This is a genomic window from Streptomyces sp. DG2A-72, assembly GCF_030499575.1.
Classification (GTDB): domain Bacteria; phylum Actinomycetota; class Actinomycetes; order Streptomycetales; family Streptomycetaceae; genus Streptomyces.
The window spans coordinates 6763563-6780555 of record NZ_JASTLC010000001.1 but is presented as its reverse complement, the minus strand read 5'-3'; the positions used below and the strand labels follow the sequence as shown (position 1 = coordinate 6780555).

9 protein-coding genes are annotated in these 16993 nt (G+C 71.5%); 3 read left to right on the top strand and 6 right to left on the bottom strand.

The features are described 5' to 3' along the window. Nucleotides 1-6 precede the first annotated feature (6 nt). The 3 genes from QQY66_RS32250 to QQY66_RS32240 form a co-directional block, all read right to left on the bottom strand. Nucleotides 7-3492, bottom strand: a complete 3486-nt coding sequence (locus QQY66_RS32250; RefSeq protein WP_301983827.1) for an ATP-dependent DNA helicase — start codon at nucleotides 3490-3492, stop codon at nucleotides 7-9. Between the two features lie 91 nt (nucleotides 3493-3583). Next, nucleotides 3584-6976, bottom strand: coding sequence for an ATP-dependent DNA helicase (locus tag QQY66_RS32245; RefSeq protein WP_301983826.1), 3393 nt, complete (start codon nucleotides 6974-6976; stop codon nucleotides 3584-3586). Between the two features lie 266 nt (nucleotides 6977-7242). After that, the gene (locus tag QQY66_RS32240; protein ID WP_301983825.1) at nucleotides 7243-7602 is read right to left on the bottom strand and encodes an MGMT family protein; all 360 of its coding nucleotides are present in this window, start codon (nucleotides 7600-7602) and stop codon (nucleotides 7243-7245) included. A gap of 176 nt (nucleotides 7603-7778) precedes the next feature. Here QQY66_RS32240 and QQY66_RS32235 point away from each other — a divergent pair, with 176 nt between their 5' ends. The 3 genes from QQY66_RS32235 (at nucleotide 7779) to QQY66_RS32225 (ending at nucleotide 13875) form a co-directional block, all read left to right on the top strand. After that, a complete protein-coding gene (locus QQY66_RS32235) occupies nucleotides 7779-10556 on the top strand; it encodes a lysylphosphatidylglycerol synthase domain-containing protein (RefSeq protein WP_301983824.1) in 2778 nt (925 codons plus the stop codon). A 61-nt stretch (nucleotides 10557-10617) separates the two neighbouring features. Continuing rightward, nucleotides 10618-12162 (top strand): alpha/beta hydrolase, encoded by a 1545-nt coding sequence (locus tag QQY66_RS32230; RefSeq protein WP_301983823.1) that lies wholly within the window; start codon nucleotides 10618-10620, stop codon nucleotides 12160-12162. A 138-nt stretch (nucleotides 12163-12300) separates the two neighbouring features. Further along, nucleotides 12301-13875 carry an alpha/beta hydrolase gene (locus tag QQY66_RS32225; RefSeq protein ID WP_301983822.1) on the top strand — a complete coding sequence of 525 codons (1575 nt, stop codon included), beginning with the start codon at nucleotides 12301-12303 and terminating at the stop codon, nucleotides 13873-13875. Between the two features lie 62 nt (nucleotides 13876-13937). On the opposite strand, the gene moeZ is transcribed toward QQY66_RS32225, so the two are convergent. The 3 genes from moeZ to QQY66_RS32210 form a co-directional block, all read right to left on the bottom strand. Then, on the bottom strand, nucleotides 13938-15116 hold the full coding sequence (gene moeZ, locus QQY66_RS32220) for an adenylyltransferase/sulfurtransferase MoeZ (RefSeq protein ID WP_301983821.1): 1179 nt from the start codon (nucleotides 15114-15116) through the stop codon (nucleotides 13938-13940). Nucleotides 15117-15179: 63 nt separating this feature from the next. After that, complete coding sequence (locus tag QQY66_RS32215) at nucleotides 15180-15929, bottom strand: spherulation-specific family 4 protein (protein WP_301983820.1); 750 nt, start codon at nucleotides 15927-15929, stop codon at nucleotides 15180-15182. After that, nucleotides 15917-16876, bottom strand: a complete 960-nt coding sequence (locus QQY66_RS32210) for an NAD(P)-dependent oxidoreductase (RefSeq protein WP_301983819.1) — start codon at nucleotides 16874-16876, stop codon at nucleotides 15917-15919. The genes QQY66_RS32215 and QQY66_RS32210 overlap by 13 nt, the downstream gene beginning before the upstream one ends. Nucleotides 16877-16993: the final 117 nt, after the last annotated feature.

Below are 16993 nucleotides of genomic sequence, written 5' to 3'. Positions count from 1 at the left end.
ACGAGCCTATCGGCCCGCACCGACATCCTGATTGGGCGGTTCGTCACACGACGGCTCCTCCGTCAGCAGCCGCTCCAGCGCGGCCCGGTCCGGGAGGTCTTGCGGCCGTACGACCTCACCACCGCGCACATACACGAACGCGGCGTTGACCGACTCCAGGGGCACGCCCTGCTGCTCGGCCCAGGCCAGCCGGTACAGGGCGAGCTGGAGGGGGTCGGCGGTGCGGGCACGGCTGGTCTTCCAGTCGACGATCTCGTACGACGTCCTGTCGCCGTCGCTCTCCCGGTAGACGGCGTCGATACGGCCCCGGATCATCCGGCCGGCGATGGCGAGCTGGAAGGGGGCCTCCACTCGGTAGGGCGTGCGGTGCGCGTACGGGGTGCGCTCGAAGGCGTCCTTGAGGGCCTCCAGATCGCGTTCGTCGGCGATCTCGGCCTCGCTGCCGGGCAGCTCCTCCGGGTCCAGCATGGGCAGCGTCAGCTCTTCGAAGCGGGCTTCGACCCAGGCATGGAAGCGGGTGCCGCGGCGTGCGGCGGGCTGCGGCGGGCGGGGCATGGGGCGGGCCAGCTCCTGTGCGAAACCGTCCGGGTCGGCGGCCAGGCGCATCAGCTGCGATGCGGTCAGGGTCGTCGGCAGGGGTACGTCCGTGCTTCCCTGCCGGGCGCGCAGGAGTTCGCCGGTGAGGGCGTCGAGATCGCGGTCCCAGGAGGCGATGGTGCGGGCTTCCTCCGGGGCAAGGCGGGAGTGAGAGCGCGGGAGGTCCGTGTCGGCTGAGTGCTCGGTGATGTCCGGAGGTGCCGCCTGGTGCGGGACGGCCGGACGGTCCGGGGTCCACGATTCCCAGTCACCCGGGTCCTCCTCGAAGGGGGTGTCCTCTTCGTTTTCGTTGTATTCGTCGTACAGGACCTCGTCGTCCTCCGGTGGCGGCCAGTCCGGGTCGTCGTACGTGTCCGGGTCGTGCGTGGCCGCCGGGTGGCCGTCGGTGTGGGAGGCGAGGTCTTCCAGGTGCGCCAGGACCGTCTCGGCTGCGGCGCGGCGGCGGGCGAGGGCGGTGTCGTCGAGGGGCAGGGGCCAGACCTGGTCGGCGGTCGCCCGGTGCAGGGCCGGGTTCTCCTCGTCCTCGGCGGGTTCGTCCGCCCAGGCCTCGATCTCGCCGTGTCCGGCAGCGCAGTGGTCGTACAGCGCCTGGAGGAAGTCGGACGGGCCGCGGGGCTTCTTCTGCGAGGGCCCCCACCAGTGGCCGGAGCCGAGGAGGAGGGAGCGGGGGCGGGTGAACGTGACGTAGCCGAGGCGGAGTTCCTCGGTGTGCTGGTGCTCCTTCATGGCCTCCTGGAAGGCCTTGAGGCCTCGGGAGTCCCAGGCGTCGACGTCCGGCAGGGTGTCGGCGTCGCCGCGCAGGTCGTGCGGGAGCACCTTGCTCTGCGCGGTCCACTTCTCGCGGCCCTGGGTGCTGGGGAAGGTGCCGGTGACCAGGCCGGGAACGGCCACGACGTCCCACTCCAGGCCCTTGGACTTGTGCGCGGTGAGCACCTTGACGGTGTTCTCGCCGCCGGGGAGGGCGTTGTCGAGGCCCTTCTCGTACTGCGCGGCGGTGCGCAGGAAGCCGAGGAAGGCCAGCAGGGTGGCCTCGCCGTCGCCCGCGGCGAACGAGGCGGCGATGTCCAGGAAGTTGGACAGGGTCTCGCGGCGGCGGGCGGCCAGGGCGTGCGGGGATGCCGACAGTTCCACTTCCAGACCGGTGACGGCGAGGACGCGGTGGAGGACGTCCATCAGCGGGTCGGACAGGGAGCGGCGCAGGTCGCGCAGTTCGGCGGCGAGCCGGGCGAACCGCACGCGCGCGTCCGGCGAGAACGGCAGCCCGTCGTCCTCCCCTTGCGCCTCGATCGGCATCTCCAGGAACGTGTCGAGGGCGTCCGCGAGCGAGATCACCTCGGACGGGTCGACGCCCTCGACCGCCTCGGCGAGCCGGCGGTCCGGATCGTCGTCGGCCTCCACGCGCGCGTGCGACACGAGAAGCCGGGCGCGCCGGCCCAGAAGAGCGAGGTCGCGCGGGCCGATCCGCCAGCGCGGGCCGGTCAGCAGCCGGACCAGCGAGGCGTTGGCACCGGGGTCCTGAAGGACTTCGCACACGGCGACCAGGTCGGCGATCTCGGGCAGGTGCAGCAGCCCGGACAGGCCGACGACCTCGACCGGGATGTCGCGGGCGACGAGCGCGCCCTGGATCTCGGCGAAGTCGGTCGCCGTGCGGCACAGGACGGCGATCTCGCCGGGCGCCTTTCCGGTCCGTACGAGATGGGCGACGGAGTCGGCGATCCAGTCGATCTCCTCGGCGTGGGTGCGCAGCAGGGCGCAGCGGACCAGGCCGTCGTGTTCGGCGCCGGGGGCCGGGCGGAGGGCCTCCACGCCGGCGTGCATGGCGCGCAGGGGCTCGGCGAGGCCGTTGGCGAGGTCGAGGAGGCGGCCGCCGCTGCGGCGGTTCTCGCTGAGTGCCTGGCGGGTGGCGGGCCGGCCGTCGGCGTGGGCGAAGTGCTCGGGGAAGTCGTCGAGGTTGGCGACGGAGGCGCCGCGCCAGCCGTAGATCGCCTGGCAGGGATCGCCGACGGCGGTCACCGGGTGGCCCGTGCCGCTGCCGAACAGACCGGCCAGGAGGACGCGTTGGGCCACCGACGTGTCCTGGTACTCGTCGAGCAGCACCACGCGGAACTCGTCGCGCAGGATGCGGCCCACTTCGGGAAGCCCGGCGAGGCCGGCCGACAGGGCGATCTGGTCGCCGAAGTCGAGCAGGTCGCGCTCGCGCTTGGCGGCCCGGTAGCGGAGCACCAGCTCGGCGAGTTCGCGGCGCGCGGCGGCGGCCTCGGGGACCTTGCGCAGGTCGGCGTTGGTGAGCTTGACGCCTTGCAGGGCCCCCAGCAGCTCGGCGTCGTATGCGCGCAGGTCCTCGGGCCGTACGAGGTGCTCGGCGAGTTCGGCGTCGAGGGTGAGGAGGTCGCCGACCAGGTCGGGGAAGGAGCGGGTCAGCGCCGGGTAGGGCCCCGGGGCCTCGCGCAGGACACGCGCGGCGAGTTGGTAGCGGGTGGCGTCGGCCAGCAGGCGGGAGGTCGGTTCGAGGCCGATGCGCAGGCCGTGGTCGGTCAGCAGGCGGCCCGCGAAGGCGTGGTACGTCGAGATCACCGGCTCGCCCGGAGGGTTGTCCGGGTCGATGACATCGGGGTCGGTGACGCCCGCCCTGATCAGTGCCTTGCGGACGCGCTCGGCGAGTTCGCCGGCCGCCTTGTCGGTGAAGGTGAGGCCGAGGACCTGTTCGGGGGCGACCTGGCCGGTGCCGACCAGCCACACCACGCGGGCCGCCATCACCGTCGTCTTGCCCGAACCGGCTCCGGCCACGATCACCTGCGGGGCGGGCGGCGCGGTGATGCAGGCCGTCTGCTCCGGGGTGAACGGGATGCCGAGGAGCTCCTTGAGCTGTTCGGGGTCGGTGATACGAGCGGGCACCTCAGAGAGGCTAGCGGCGGTCACTGACAGTGGATGCCGAATCGGCCACCGGGGTGGAGGAAGCGCAGGTCAGCACAGGTGGTGCGGTATATCACTCCACCACGTGGCGTCCCTCGGGGCGCGCGCTGCACGACGCCCGGAACGCGCAGTGCGCGCAGTGCTGGCCGGATGTCGGCGTGAACCGCTCGTCCAGGACCTTGCCCGCGGCGGTGGCCAGCAGGTCGCCGACCCACTCGCCCTCCAGGGGCTGTTGCGCCTGGACCTTGGGCAGGTTCTCGCCGCCGTCCCGCTGGGCGGCGCCCTGGCGCAGCTGGACGAGTTCGGCGCCGCCCGGCTCGGGGCGGCGCCCGTCGAAGGTGTCGTCGATGGCGCCCTCGCGGACCGCGAGTTGGTAGACGGCGAGTTGAGGATGGTGGGCGACTTCGGCAGCCGTGGGCGCCTGCTTGCCGGTCTTGAAGTCGACGACATAGGCGCGGCCCTCGCTGTCCGCCTCGACACGGTCCATCTGGCCGCGGATGCGCACCTCGTAGTCGCCCGCTTCGAGGGTGACGTCGAAGTCGTGCTCACTGGCGACCGGAGTACGTCCCGCCCGGTCCATGACGTGCCACTTCAGGAACCGTTCGAGCGCCACGCGCGCGTGCTCCTTCTCCTGCGCCGACTTCCAGGGCGCGTCGAAGGCGAGCGCGTTCCACACCGAGTCCAGTCGCTCCATGAGGACGGCGAGGTCGGCCGGGGTGTGCCCGGAGGCGACCTCGTCGGCGAGGACGTGCACCACATTGCCGAAGCCCTGGGCGACGGTCGCGGGCGCGTCCGCCTTCACCTCGCGGCCCAGGAACCACTGCAGGGCACAGGTGTTGGCGAGCTGGTCGAGGGCGCTGCCGGAGAGGACGACGGGCTGGTCGCGGTTGCGCAGCGGCACCTTGGACTCGGTCGGCTCGAACAGGCCCCACCAGCGGTAGGGATGCGCGGACGGCACCAGGGGGCGGCCGTCCTCGTCGGCTAGCGCGGCGAGCCGGGCCAGCCTGCGGGCGGCAGCCTCCCTGAGGGTGTCGGAGACACGCGGGTCGACCGTCGTGGCGCGCAGTTCGGCCACGAGCGCCGCCACGGACAGCGGGCGGCGCGGGCGGCCCGTCACGTCCCTGGGTTCGACGCCCAGTTCGGTCAGGAAGCGGGACGGCTGGTCGCCGTCGTCCGCGGGCGCCTTCACCGCCGTCACGACGAGGCGTTCACGCGCGCGCGTGGCGGCCACGTAGAACAGGCGGCGCTCCTCTGCGAGCAGGGCGCCCGGCGCGAGCGGTTCGGCCAGTCCGTCGCGGCCGATGCGGTCGGCCTCCAGGAGGGAGCCGCGGCGGCGCAGGTCCGGCCACAGGCCCTCCTGGACGCCCGCGACGACGACCAGGCGCCACTCCAGTCCCTTCGAGCGGTGCGCGGTCATCAGGCGCACCGCGTCCGGTCGTACGGCACGCCTCGTGAGTGTGTCGGCGGCGATGTCCTCTGCCTCGATCTCCTCCAGGAAGTTGAGGGCGCCACGCCCGCCGGTGCGTTCCTCGGCGCGGGCCGCGGTGGCGAACAGGGCGCATACGGCGTCCAGGTCGCGGTCCGCGTTGCGCCCGGCCGCGCCTCCGCGCCGGGCGGCCCGCTCCAGCCGTGCGGGCCACGGAGTGCCGTCCCACAGCTCCCACAGCGCCTCCTCGGCCGTACCACCGCCGGCCAGGCGCTCACGTGCCTTGCGCAGCAGCGCGCCGAGACGCTGAGCGCCCCGCGCGTACGCCGGATCGTGCGCGACCAGCCGCTCCGGCTCGGCCAGCGCCCGCGCGAGGAGGTCGTCCGACGGCGGCGGCAGCGGGTTGCCGCCGGTCCGCTCCTCCTCGCGCAACGCCCGGCCCAGACGGCGCAGGTCGGCCGCGTCCATGCCGGCGAGCGGGGAGGCCAGCAGGGTGAGGGCGGTTTCGGTATCGAGCCAGGAGGTGTCCGACTCAGCTTCTCCGGAGGCGCCGGCCTCTCCGGAGGCGCCGGCCTCTTCAGAGGCGCCGGCCTCTTCAGAGGCGCCGGCCTCGCCTGCCCCCTCATCCCGTACGCCCCCCTCGGCCGCCTCCGCCGTCGCCACCGCCCGAAGTGCCGTCAGCAGTGGTGCCACCGCAGGTTCGTGCCGGAGGGGCAGGTCGTCGCCGTCTATGTCCAGAGGGACGCCGGCCGCTGTCAGTGCGCGGCGGACCGTCGGGATGGTGCGGGACCCGGCGCGCACCAGGACGGCCATGTCGCTCCAGGGGACGCCGTCCTCCAGATGTGCCCGGCGGAGGATGTCGGCGATGTTGTCCAGCTCGGTGCCGGGCGTCGGGTACGTGTAGACCTCGACGCGACCGCCGTCGCGGACCGGAGTGAGCGCCCGGTGGGCGCGGACCTTGTCGGCGGGCAGCCGAGTCAGCGGCATCCGCTGGGTCAGCAGCCGGGTGGCGCCCAGCAGGTCGGCGCCGGAGCGACGGGAGGTGCGCAGGACCTCCACGGGCGCCGGGCGGCCGTCCGCGCGCGGGAAGGCGTCCGGGAACTCCAGGATGCCGTTCACGTCGGCGCCCCGGAACGCGTAGATCGACTGGTCGGGGTCACCGAAGGCGACAAGGGTGCGACCGCCGCCCGCCAGTGCGTCCAGCAGCCGTACCTGAGCCGGATCGGTGTCCTGGTACTCGTCGACGAACACGGCGTCGTACCGGTCGGCCAGCTGGGCGGCGGCCTCGGGGCGACGTGCCAGGAGCACCGCGCGGTGGACGAGTTCCGCGTAGTCGAGTACGCCCTGCAGGTCGAGAACGTCGAGGTACTCGGCGAGGAAGGTGGCCGCCGCCCGCCAGTCGGGGCGTCCGATACGGCGGGCGAAGGCATCGAGGGCATCGGGGCCCAGGCCCAGTTCGCGGCTGCGGGCGAGGACCGCCCGGACCTCGTCGGCGAAACCGCGCGTGGTCAGACAGGCGCGCAGTTCGTCCGGCCAGCGCACATGGGCGAGGCCGAGCCGCTCCAGATCGGGCTGGCCGGCGAGCAGCTCCCGGACGGCGACGTCCTGCTCGGGGCCCGACAGCAGCCGTAGGGGCTCCACGAACAGGTCGCTGTCCTGGTGGGCGCGGACCAGGGCGTAGCAGAACGAGTGGAGGGTGGTCGCCTGCGGGGCCCGCGCCGCCCCTATGCGCAGTGCCATGCGGTCGCGCAGCTCGACGGCCGCCTTGCGGCTGAACGTCAGGACGAGGACCCGCTCGGGGTCCACGCCCCGGGCGATCCTGGCCGCCACGGACTCCACGAGCGTGGTCGTCTTGCCGGTGCCCGGACCGGCGAGGACGAGCAGTGGACCCCTGCCGTGGTCAACCACCGAGCGCTGGGCCGCGTCCAGATGAGGGGGAACCACTCGCGCCGGCGGGGTACGGACCAGTCGGTAAGCGCCACGGCTCCCCTGTCGCACCTGGGAGTGCGACAGGCGCCTGGTGGAGGAAGAGGAGCTCACGTGGTTCGCCGGTCCTGGTGGGTGTGCTGGTTTGCGATCTGCGGCGCGTTCAGGACGTTGGCCGCGTGGTGAGGGGGACGCGCGCCGCCGACGCTACGCCGACGGATGGTACGGAAGCAGGGCTTCCGATTGGCGCATCCGTCCCGTCAGTGCGCTCATGTCTCGTGCGTCCCTCATCCCACGAACGTACGGCATGCCACGGACGTGCCATGTTTCCCCCGTACGGGCCACAGGTTGCCCCTGGGTGGGTCCGATGGCGGAAGCTGTCAGGTGTGAGGTTCCGCGTGTTCGCCGCCGTCCCACCGCGCCCGCTTCATGTCGACCCGAGGCAGGTGGCCCTCGGCCGCCCTGCTCGCCTCCTTCAGCGGTGTGCCCTCCGCGCGGTAGTGGTCGAGTGCCCGCAGTTCGTGACCGGGCAGCAGGACGCCGTCCGCGCGGATGACCCGCCACCACGGAACAGCTCCTCCGTAGAGCGCCATCACCCGGCCGACCTGGCGGGGCCCGCCCTCCTGAAGCCACTCGGCGACATCGCCGTACGTCATCACGCGCCCCGGCGGAATCAGCTCGGCGACCTCGAGGACCCGCTCTGCGTACTCCGGAAGGCTCTCCTCGCTCATCCGTCCCATCCTGCCGCACCCCACCGACAATGTGACGCACTCGTGACTGTGCGTATCCCTCGCTCCCGAGCGGCGCTTCGGGCAGACTGTGCGCCCCGCGTTTGCACCCTGATGCCCCTGTGTGTCGGTGGGGCATGCCACCATCGTGCGGGCGGTGATCGGTGATACGAGATCAAGAAGAGACGATGAAGCAGCAGGGTGTGCACCCGGAGGACGCGAAGAGCACCTCTGACGCTTCGTCGCACCCGCACACCGCCGACGCGGACGACAAGGACGCGCACGACACAGCCGAGGAGGCGGTGGTCGCGAGCATCTCCGGCCCAGGTGCCGAGCACTTCGACGAGGCCCACCCCGACGAGGACGACACGCACACCGACGAGGTCGAGGGCGACGAACCACTCCTCCCCGCGCGCGTGCACCGCCCGTCCGACCTGATGCGGCTCCTGGTGGGCGTGCTGGCCGTCGCCATACTGATCGCGATCGCCGCGTTCGCGCACGGCACCACCTCGGGCCTCGAACAGGACATCAACAAGGGCACCGGGCAGGCACCCGATCTGCTCATCAAGATCGCGGGACTGGCGTCCAGCATCGCGATCCTCCTGGTGCCGGTTGCGTTCGCAATCGAGCGGCTGATCAAGCGGGACGGGCTGCGTATCGCCGACGGTGTGCTCGCGGCGGTCCTCGCGCACGGAGTGACGCTCGCCACCGATCTGTGGGTCGCCAAGGCGGCCCCCGACTCGATCCAGGAGGCGCTCACCCAGCCCTCCCCCGGCGACATCCACGCCCTCACCGACCCCGTGCACGGCTATCTCGCCCCGGTCATCGCGTACATGACGGCCGTCGGCATGTCGCGTCGGCCACGCTGGCGCGCCGTGCTGTGGATCGTGCTGCTCCTGGACGCCTTCTCGATGCTCGTCACCGGCTACACCACGCCGTTCTCGATCATCCTGACGGTGCTGATCGGCTGGACCGTCGCCTACGGGACGCTGTACGCGGTCGGCTCGCCCAACGTCCGTCCTACCGGACGGACACTGATGGCGGGCCTGAGGCATGTGGGCTTCCGTCCGGTGACCGCGTCCCGCGAGGACGCACAGGAGACGGCGGAGAGCGGCGACCGCGGCCGGCGCTACTTCGTCACCCTGGAGGACGGTCCGCCTCTGGACGTCACGGTCGTCGACCGCGAGCAGCAGGCACAGGGCTTCTTCTACCGGGTGTGGCGCAACCTGACGCTGCGCGGCATCGCCACCCGCCGCAGTCTGCAGTCGCTGCGCCAGGCGCTGGAGCAGGAGGCGCTGCTCGCCTACGCGGCCATCGCGGCCGGTGCCAACGCGCCCAAGCTGATCGCTACCTCCGAGCTCGGCCCGGACGCCGTGATGCTCGTCTACGAACACTCCGGCGGACGCACGCTCGACTCGCTGGACGACACGGAAATCACCGACGATCTGCTGCGCAGCACCTGGCACCAGGTGCAGGCGCTGCAGTCGCGGCGGATCGCGCACCGGCGGCTGGCAGGCGACGCGATTCTGGTGGATCGTTCCGGCACGGTCATCCTCACCGATCTGCGCGGCGGCGAGATCGCGGCCGGTGAACTGCTGCTGCGCATGGACATCGCCCAGTTGGTGACGACGCTCGGGCTGCGCGTCGGCGCCGAGCGCGCGGTGGCCTCAGCGGTCGAGGTCCTCGGTCCCGACGCCGTCGCCGACTGCCTGCCGATGCTCCAGCCCATCGCCCTGACGCGCTCCACGCGCGCGACGCTGCGGAGACTGGCCCGGGAGCGGGCGCAGCGCGAACGTGACGCCGTCCTGGAGTCGTCCCGGCAGGCCAAGCAGGCCCGGCTGGACGAGGCCCACGAGGACACGAAGCCCGTACTCGACAAGCTCGACAAGAAGGCCGTACGAGCGGAGCAGCGAGCCGAGAAGCGGGCCATCGACGAGGCGGTGGAGGAGGCGCGCGAGGAGGATCTGCTCACGCAGATCCGCCACGAGGTGCTGCGGATCAGGCCGCAGGCGCCGGTCGAGCCGGCCCGCCTGGAGCGGGTGCGGCCACGCACCCTGATCAGCCTCTTCGCCGGTGCGATCGGCGCGTACTTCCTGCTGACGCAGCTCACGCACATCGAGTTCGGTCCGCTGATCGCCAACGCCGAGTGGGGCTGGGTCGCGGCGGCCGTGCTGTTCTCGGCGGGCAGTTACTTCGCGGCGGCGATGGCGCTGCTGGGGTTCGTGCCGGAGCGGGTGCCGTTCCTGCGGACCGTGGCCGCCCAGGTCGCCGGGTCCTTCGTGAAGATCGTCGCCCCGGCCGCGGTGGGCGGCGTGGCTCTGAACACGCGGTTCCTGCAGCGCGAGGGCGTGCGGCCGGGGCTCGCGGTGGCGAGTGTCGGCGCCTCGCAGCTGTTCGGGCTCGGCGCCCACATCATGATGCTGCTGGCCTTCGGCTATCTCACCGGCACCGAGAAGACACCGTCACTGTCGCCGTCCCGGACGGTCATCGCGGGTCTGCTGACGGTGGCGGTGCTGGTGCTCGTGGTGACCTCGGTGCCGTTCCTGCGGAAATTCATCTCCACGCGCGTGAGGTCGCTGTTCGCGGGTGTCGTGCCGCGCATGCTCGACGTGCTGCAGCGCCCGCAGAAGCTGCTGACCGGCATCGGCGGCATGCTTCTGCTGACGGCCTGCTTCGTGATGTGCCTGGACGCGTCGATCCGGGCGTTCGGCGACGAATCGACGTCGATCAGCATCGCCAGCGTCGCCGTCGTCTTCCTCGCCGGCAACGCACTGGGGTCCGCCGCCCCGACACCGGGTGGTGTGGGCGCGGTCGAGGCGACCCTGACGGTCGGTCTGATCGCCGTGGGGCTGCCCAGTGAGGTCGCCGCCCCCTCGGTGCTGCTGTTCCGGCTGCTGACACTGTGGCTGCCGGTGCTGCCGGGCTGGCTGGCCTTCAACCACCTGACGCGCAAGGGCGCCCTGTAGGTCGTACCTCGTACGGCTCGCGCCCCGAGCGCACGTCCGTGCGCGACCGCAGGATGGGGTCATGCCCAACCGCTCCCGGCTGCGCGCCGCTGCCCTGACCGCCACCGCCGTGCTGCTGTCCGCCGTGCTGGCGGGCTGCGGCGACGACTCGCGGGACGAGGACCTGTCGGACCAGTCGCTGAGCTGGAAGGACTGCCCGGCCCCGTCCCAGGCGGAAGGCGGCGGAGGCGCCCCGTCACCTCTGGCGAACGGCGACGAATGGCAGTGCAGCACCATGAAGGCGCCGCTCGACTGGGACGAGCCCAAGGGCGACACCATCGGTATCGCCCTGATCCGCGCGAAGGCGAGCGGCGACGAGAGCAAGCGCATCGGCTCGCTCATCTTCAACTTCGGCGGGCCCGGCGGCTCCGGCGTCACCACGCTGCCCGCCTTCGGCGAGGACTACGCGAAACTGCGCACCCGCTACGACCTGGTGAGCTTCGACCCGCGCGGAGTGGGCCGCAGCGCCCCTGCGAAGTGCGAGAACGACCAGCAGCTCGACGCCTACTTCCAGCAGGACGCCACCCCCGAGAACGCCGCCGAGCGCACCGAACTCCTGGACAGCACCAAGGAGTTCAACGCGGCCTGCGAGAAGAACTCCAAGAAGGTCCTGCCGCATCTGCGCACCACCGACGCGGCCCGTGACCTGGACCTGATGCGCCAGGTCCTCGGCGACGACAAGCTGCACTACTTCGGCATCTCCTACGGCACCGAACTCGGCGGCGTCTACGCCCACCTGTTCCCGAAGAACGTGGGCCGTGCCGTGTTCGACGCGGTCGTCGACCCGACGGAGAACCCCGAGCAGGGCTCCCTCGGCCAGGCCGAGGGATTCCAGCTCGCACTCGACAACTTCGCCGAGCACTGCACCTCGCAGGTCGAGGACTGTCCGATCGGCGACAGCGCGCAGGACGTCAAGAACCGCATCGCCAAGCTGCTGAAGGACCTCGACCGCAAGCCGATCACCGGCGTCTTCCCCGGCGAGCTGACCCAGACCGCGGCGACCAGCGGCATCGCACAGGCGCTGTACTCCCAGGACTTCTGGGAGTACCTCACTCAGGGCCTGGACCAGGCGTACGACGGCAACGGCCAGATCCTGATGCTGCTGTCCGACTCACTGAACGGGCGCAACGAGAACGGCGAGTACAGCAACCTCACGGCGGCCAACATCTCCATCAACTGCGCGGACGACAAACCGCGTTACACCCCCGCCCACGTGGAGCGGAAACTGCCGGAGTTCCGGGCCGCCTCGCCGGTGTTCGGCGACTATCTCGCCTGGTCCATGATCAGCTGCACGGACTGGCCCGTGGCAGGCTCCGCCGACCACCCCGACGTGAGCGCGCCCGGCGCGGCCCCGATCCTGGTCGTGGGCAACACCGGCGACCCGGCCACACCGTACGAGGGCGCGCGCAAGATGGCGCAGGCCCTGGGCAAGGGCGTCGGCGTCGAGCTCACGTACAAGGGGCAGGGGCACGGCGCCTACGACAGCAAGAACAAGTGCGTGCAGAGCGCCGTGAACGGCTATCTGCTGGACGGGAAGGTCCCGGCCGCGGGGACCGTCTGCTCCTGAAGCCGGGACTGAAATCCAGGCAAAAATGCAGGTCAAAAGGTTATCCACAAGGCCCGGCAGGTGCTGCGAGATCCGCCTACCATGGCCTGACCGCCATCCGCGGATCCACGCGGACGGCTTGCGAGGGGGGAAGTGCACATGGCGCGTATCGTCCGGTGGACGGCTCTGACGGCCGCCGCCGCACTGCTGGCGGCGGGCTGCGGCAGCGGCTCGTCCGACGACGGCAAGGACGGGGAGGAGAGCAGCGGGGGGCGGTCCTCGGCTACGGCGCCGTCGTCCGGTTCCTCCGGCACGGCGGGCGGTACGGCGGATCCGCTGCCCTCCTCACTGACCTCACAGAAGCTGGACTGGGGGCGCTGCGAGGCCACCGCGGACTCGCCCGCGCCCGGCGGCGACTGGCAGTGCGCGAGGCTCAAGGTGCCGCTGGACTGGGCGAAGCCGGACGGCGAGACGATCGGCCTCGCGCTGATCCGTGCCAAGGCCACCGGGGACGACCGCATCGGCTCGCTGCTGTTCAACTTCGGCGGCCCGGGTGGCTCGGGCGTCTCCGCCCTGCCGTCGTTCTCACCGTCGTACTCCCTGCTCCGCGAGCGCTACGACCTGGTGAGCTGGGACCCGCGCGGCGTTGCCGCCAGTGAGGGTGTCCGCTGCCGCGGCGACAAGGAGATCCAGGCCGCGGAGGCGATCGACACCACACCGGACACCGCGGCAGAGGAAAGGGCCTACCTCCAGGACGCCGCCGACTTCGGCGGGGGCTGCGAGCAGGACGCCGGGAAGCTGATGGCGCATGTGTCCACCACGGACACCGCCCGCGACATGGACCTGATGCGCCAGGTCCTCGGCGATGCCAAGATGCACTACTTCGGCATCTCCTACGGCACCGAACTCGGCGGCGTCTACGCCCACTTGTTCCCGAAGAACGTGGGGCGGCTGATCCTGGACGCGGTCGTCGACCCGACCGCCGGGACGGTGGGTCACGCCGAGAACCAGGCCAGGGGCTTCCAGCGCGCGCTGGACAACTACGTGAAGTCCACCGGCCAGGACCCAGCGGAGGGCTCCCGGAAGATCGCGGGCCTACTGGACCGGATCGAGGCGGATCCGCTGCCGACGTCGTCCGGCCGGGAGTTGACGCAGACGCTCGCGGTCATCGGCATCGCGCTGCCGCTGTACGACCAGTCGGCCTGGCCGACGCTGACCAGTGCCCTGACGGCGGCGGAGGAAGGCGACGGCTCCGAACTCCTGGCGCTCGCCGACGGCTACAACGAACGCGACGCCTCGGGGCACTACGGCACGACGACCCACTCACAACGGGTCATATCGTGCTTGGACGACAAGGAGCGGCCGAAGGCCGCCGAGACGAAGAAGCTGCTGCCGAAGTTCGAGAAGATCTCGCCGGTCTTCGGGGACTTCTTCGGCTGGGACACGGCCGGCTTCTGCCACGACTGGCCGGTGCCCGGACAGCACGAGACCCCGGAAGTGAGTGCGCCGGGAGCGGCGCCGATCCTTGTGGTCGGCACCACCGGCGACCCGGCGACGCCGTACGAGGGCGCCCGCAGGATGGCGGACGAACTGGGCCGGGGCGTCGGCGTGATGCTGACCTGGAAGGGCGAGGGTCACGGCGCGTACGGCAACGGGAACGGCTGCCTCGACTCGACCGTGAACGCGTATCTGCTCGACGGCAAGGTGCCGAAGGACGGCAAGGTCTGTTCATGACGACGGCGGGGGCCGCGCGCACCCGTGGTGCATGCGACCCCCGCCGTTCGGGAGATCTGAGGTCAGTAGACCGGCTTGCTCGGCTCGATCTGGTTGACCCAGCCGATCACACCGCCGCCGACGTGCACGGCGTCCGCGAAGCCCGCGGACTTCAGCACGGCGAGGACTTCCGCACTGCGGACACCCGTCTTGCAGTGCAAGACGATCTTCTTGTCCTGCGGGAGGGTCTCCAGGGCGGTGCCCATGAGGAACTCGTTCTTCGGGATCAGCTTGGCGCCCGGGATGGAGACGATCTCGTACTCGTTGATCTCGCGGACGTCGATGATCTCGATGTTCTCGCCGTCGTCGATCCACTCCTTGAGCTGCTTGGGAGTGATCGTCGAACCGGCCGCGGCCTCCTGAGCCTCCTCGGAGACGACGCCGCAGAAGGCCTCGTAGTCGATGAGCTCGGTGACGGTCGGGTTCTCGCCGCAGACCGCGCAGTTGGGGTCCTTGCGGACCTTGACCTGGCGGTACTGCATCTCCAGGGCGTCGTAGATCATCAGGCGGCCGACGAGCGGCTCGCCGATGCCCGCGAGGAGCTTGATGGCCTCGTTGACCTGGATGGAGCCGATGGACGCGCACAGCACGCCCAGGACACCGCCCTCGGCGCAGGAGGGGACCATGCCGGGGGGCGGGGGCTCCGGGTAGAGGCAGCGGTAGCAGGGGCCGTGCTCGGACCAGAAGACGGAGGCCTGGCCGTCGAAGCGGTAGATCGAACCCCAGACGTACGGCTTGTTCAGCAGCACGCAGGCGTCGTTGACCAGGTAGCGGGTCGCGAAGTTGTCCGTGCCGTCGACGATCAGGTCGTACTGGCTGAAGATGTCCATCACGTTGTCGGCCTCGAGCCGCTCCTCGTGAAGGATCACGTTCACGTACGGGTTGATGCCCTTGACGGAGTCGCGGGCCGACTCGGCCTTGGAGCGGCCGATGTCGGCCTGGCTGTGGATGATCTGGCGCTGCAGGTTCGACTCGTCGACCTCGTCGAACTCCACGATGCCGAGGGTGCCGACGCCCGCGGCGGCCAGGTACATCAGCGCCGGCGAGCCCAGGCCGCCGGCGCCCACACAGAGCACCTTGGCGTTCTTCAGCCGCTTCTGCCCGTCCATCCCGACGTCAGGGATGATCAGGTGACGGGAGTACCTGCGGACCTCGTCTACGGTGAGCTCAGGAGCTGGCTCGACCAGGGGTGGCAGCGACACGGGGGCTCCGTTGGTCGGTCAATCACTACAGTTGTTCTCCCCGTAACAGTGCCATGCGCTTTTTCATTCCGAGACACCCGTTCCGACCCGCGAGACGATTTCGTCCCAGTAGCCGGGCATCGTCTCCCAGGGGTCGGTGCGGCCGCCGTGGTCCGTGCGGTCGGTGAACCAGATCGTCGAGGCACCCTGCCAGCGGGCGATGCGCAGAGCCTCGTCGAGGTGTCCGAGGGGCACTCCGTGCACCAAGTGGCAGAAGCGCTCGGGCGGGTGGTCGGCGGTCCACTCCGCCACCTGCGACCAGCGGTAGTCGCTCCACGGCCCGGAGAAGGTGACCAGTTGGTCGGCGCTCTCGGCGTAGCCGGGGTGGGGATGGGTGCCGTGGCCGAGGACGATGTGGGGGTCGTCACTGATCGCGCGGAGCGTGGTGACCGTGCGGTGGATCTCCGGGAGTGCGGCGCCTTCGGTGGGACAGCGGTCCAGGAGGAAGCCGTCGACCTGGTACCAGTCGAGATAGCGGTGCGCTTCGGAGATCAGCTCGCCGAGGACCCGGGCGCCGTAGGTGGTGTCGAGGTGGCCGAGGACGCGCAGGCCCGCGTTGCGGAGCCGGCCTGCCGCTTCCAGGCAGTGCGGGTCGGGGCGGGTGCCCGGGCCGTCGGCGACATTGAGGACGGCCCAGTGCACCGGGGTGCCGGGGCGGGTGAGTTCGGCCCACTCGGCGGGGGCGACGAGGGGGTGCGCGAAACCCGGGATGCCGAATCCGGTGCGCAGGTCAGTGCTGGCAGTGCTCGAATTGGTGCTGGTCAGATGCGGCATGCCGCCTCCATCCAGATGTCGGCGAGGGACTCTTCGAGATTGATCCGGGGGCGCCAGCCGAGCCGGTCACGTGCGGTGCGCACATCGGCCTGCTGCCAGCTGCCGCAGCCGTCCGGGTACGGGTACGCGACCGGGGCCGCGTGGTCCGATTCGGAGCGGGGGTGGCCGATGGACGCCCTCAACGGGCCGGGGTGCCCGTCGAGTTCGTGGAGGGCCCCGCCGTATCCGGCCACGCGCGCGAGGACCGCCGCGGCGTCACGGAGACGGACGGCGCGTCCCGAGCCGATGTTGATGACGCCCTGCGCGGCGGAGAGCGAGGCGGCGTGCACGGCGCGGGCGACGTCGCGCACGTCGATGAAGTCGCGCTGGGCGCCGAGGCCGCCGAGTTTGAGCTCGCCGTCGCCGGACTGCATGGCGCGACGCATGGCCTCCGCCAGGCGGCCGAGCGGGGAGCCGGCGGGCGTGCCGGGGCCTGCCGGTGAGAAGACGCGGAGGACCACGGCGTCCAGGCCGGAGCCGAGGACGAGTTCGGTGGCGGCGAGTTTGCTGACGCCGTACGGGCCGCCGGGGCGGGGCACGGCGTCCTCGGCCGTGGAGGAGCCGGGCTGGCTGGGCCCGTACTCGGCGCCGCAGCCGATCTGGACGAGGCGGGCGCCACAGCCGCTGCGGCGAAGAGCCTCGCAGACCGTGGCCACGGCGACGGTGTTGTGGCGGGTGAGTTCCCGGGCGCCGCCTCGGGTGGCTCCGGCGCAGTTGACGACCACGCCGGGGTGCACCGCGTCGAGGAAGCGGGTGAGCGCGCCGGGGCTGCCGGACGCGAGGTCGAAGCGGACGTCCGCGTCGTCGCCGCGGCCGAGCGCGGTGAGCTGGACGGCCGGGTCGGCGAGCAGACGGTCGGCGACGAAGCGGCCGAGGTAGCCGTTGGCTCCGATCAGCAGGACCCTCATCGGGCGGCTCCCGGGGCCGAGGTTCCGGGTCGGGAGGTGATCATCTGGGGTTCTCCTTCTCGGGGGTGGTGGTTCGGGGCGGCCGGCATGCGGCCGACCGGCCGGGATGTGTGTCGC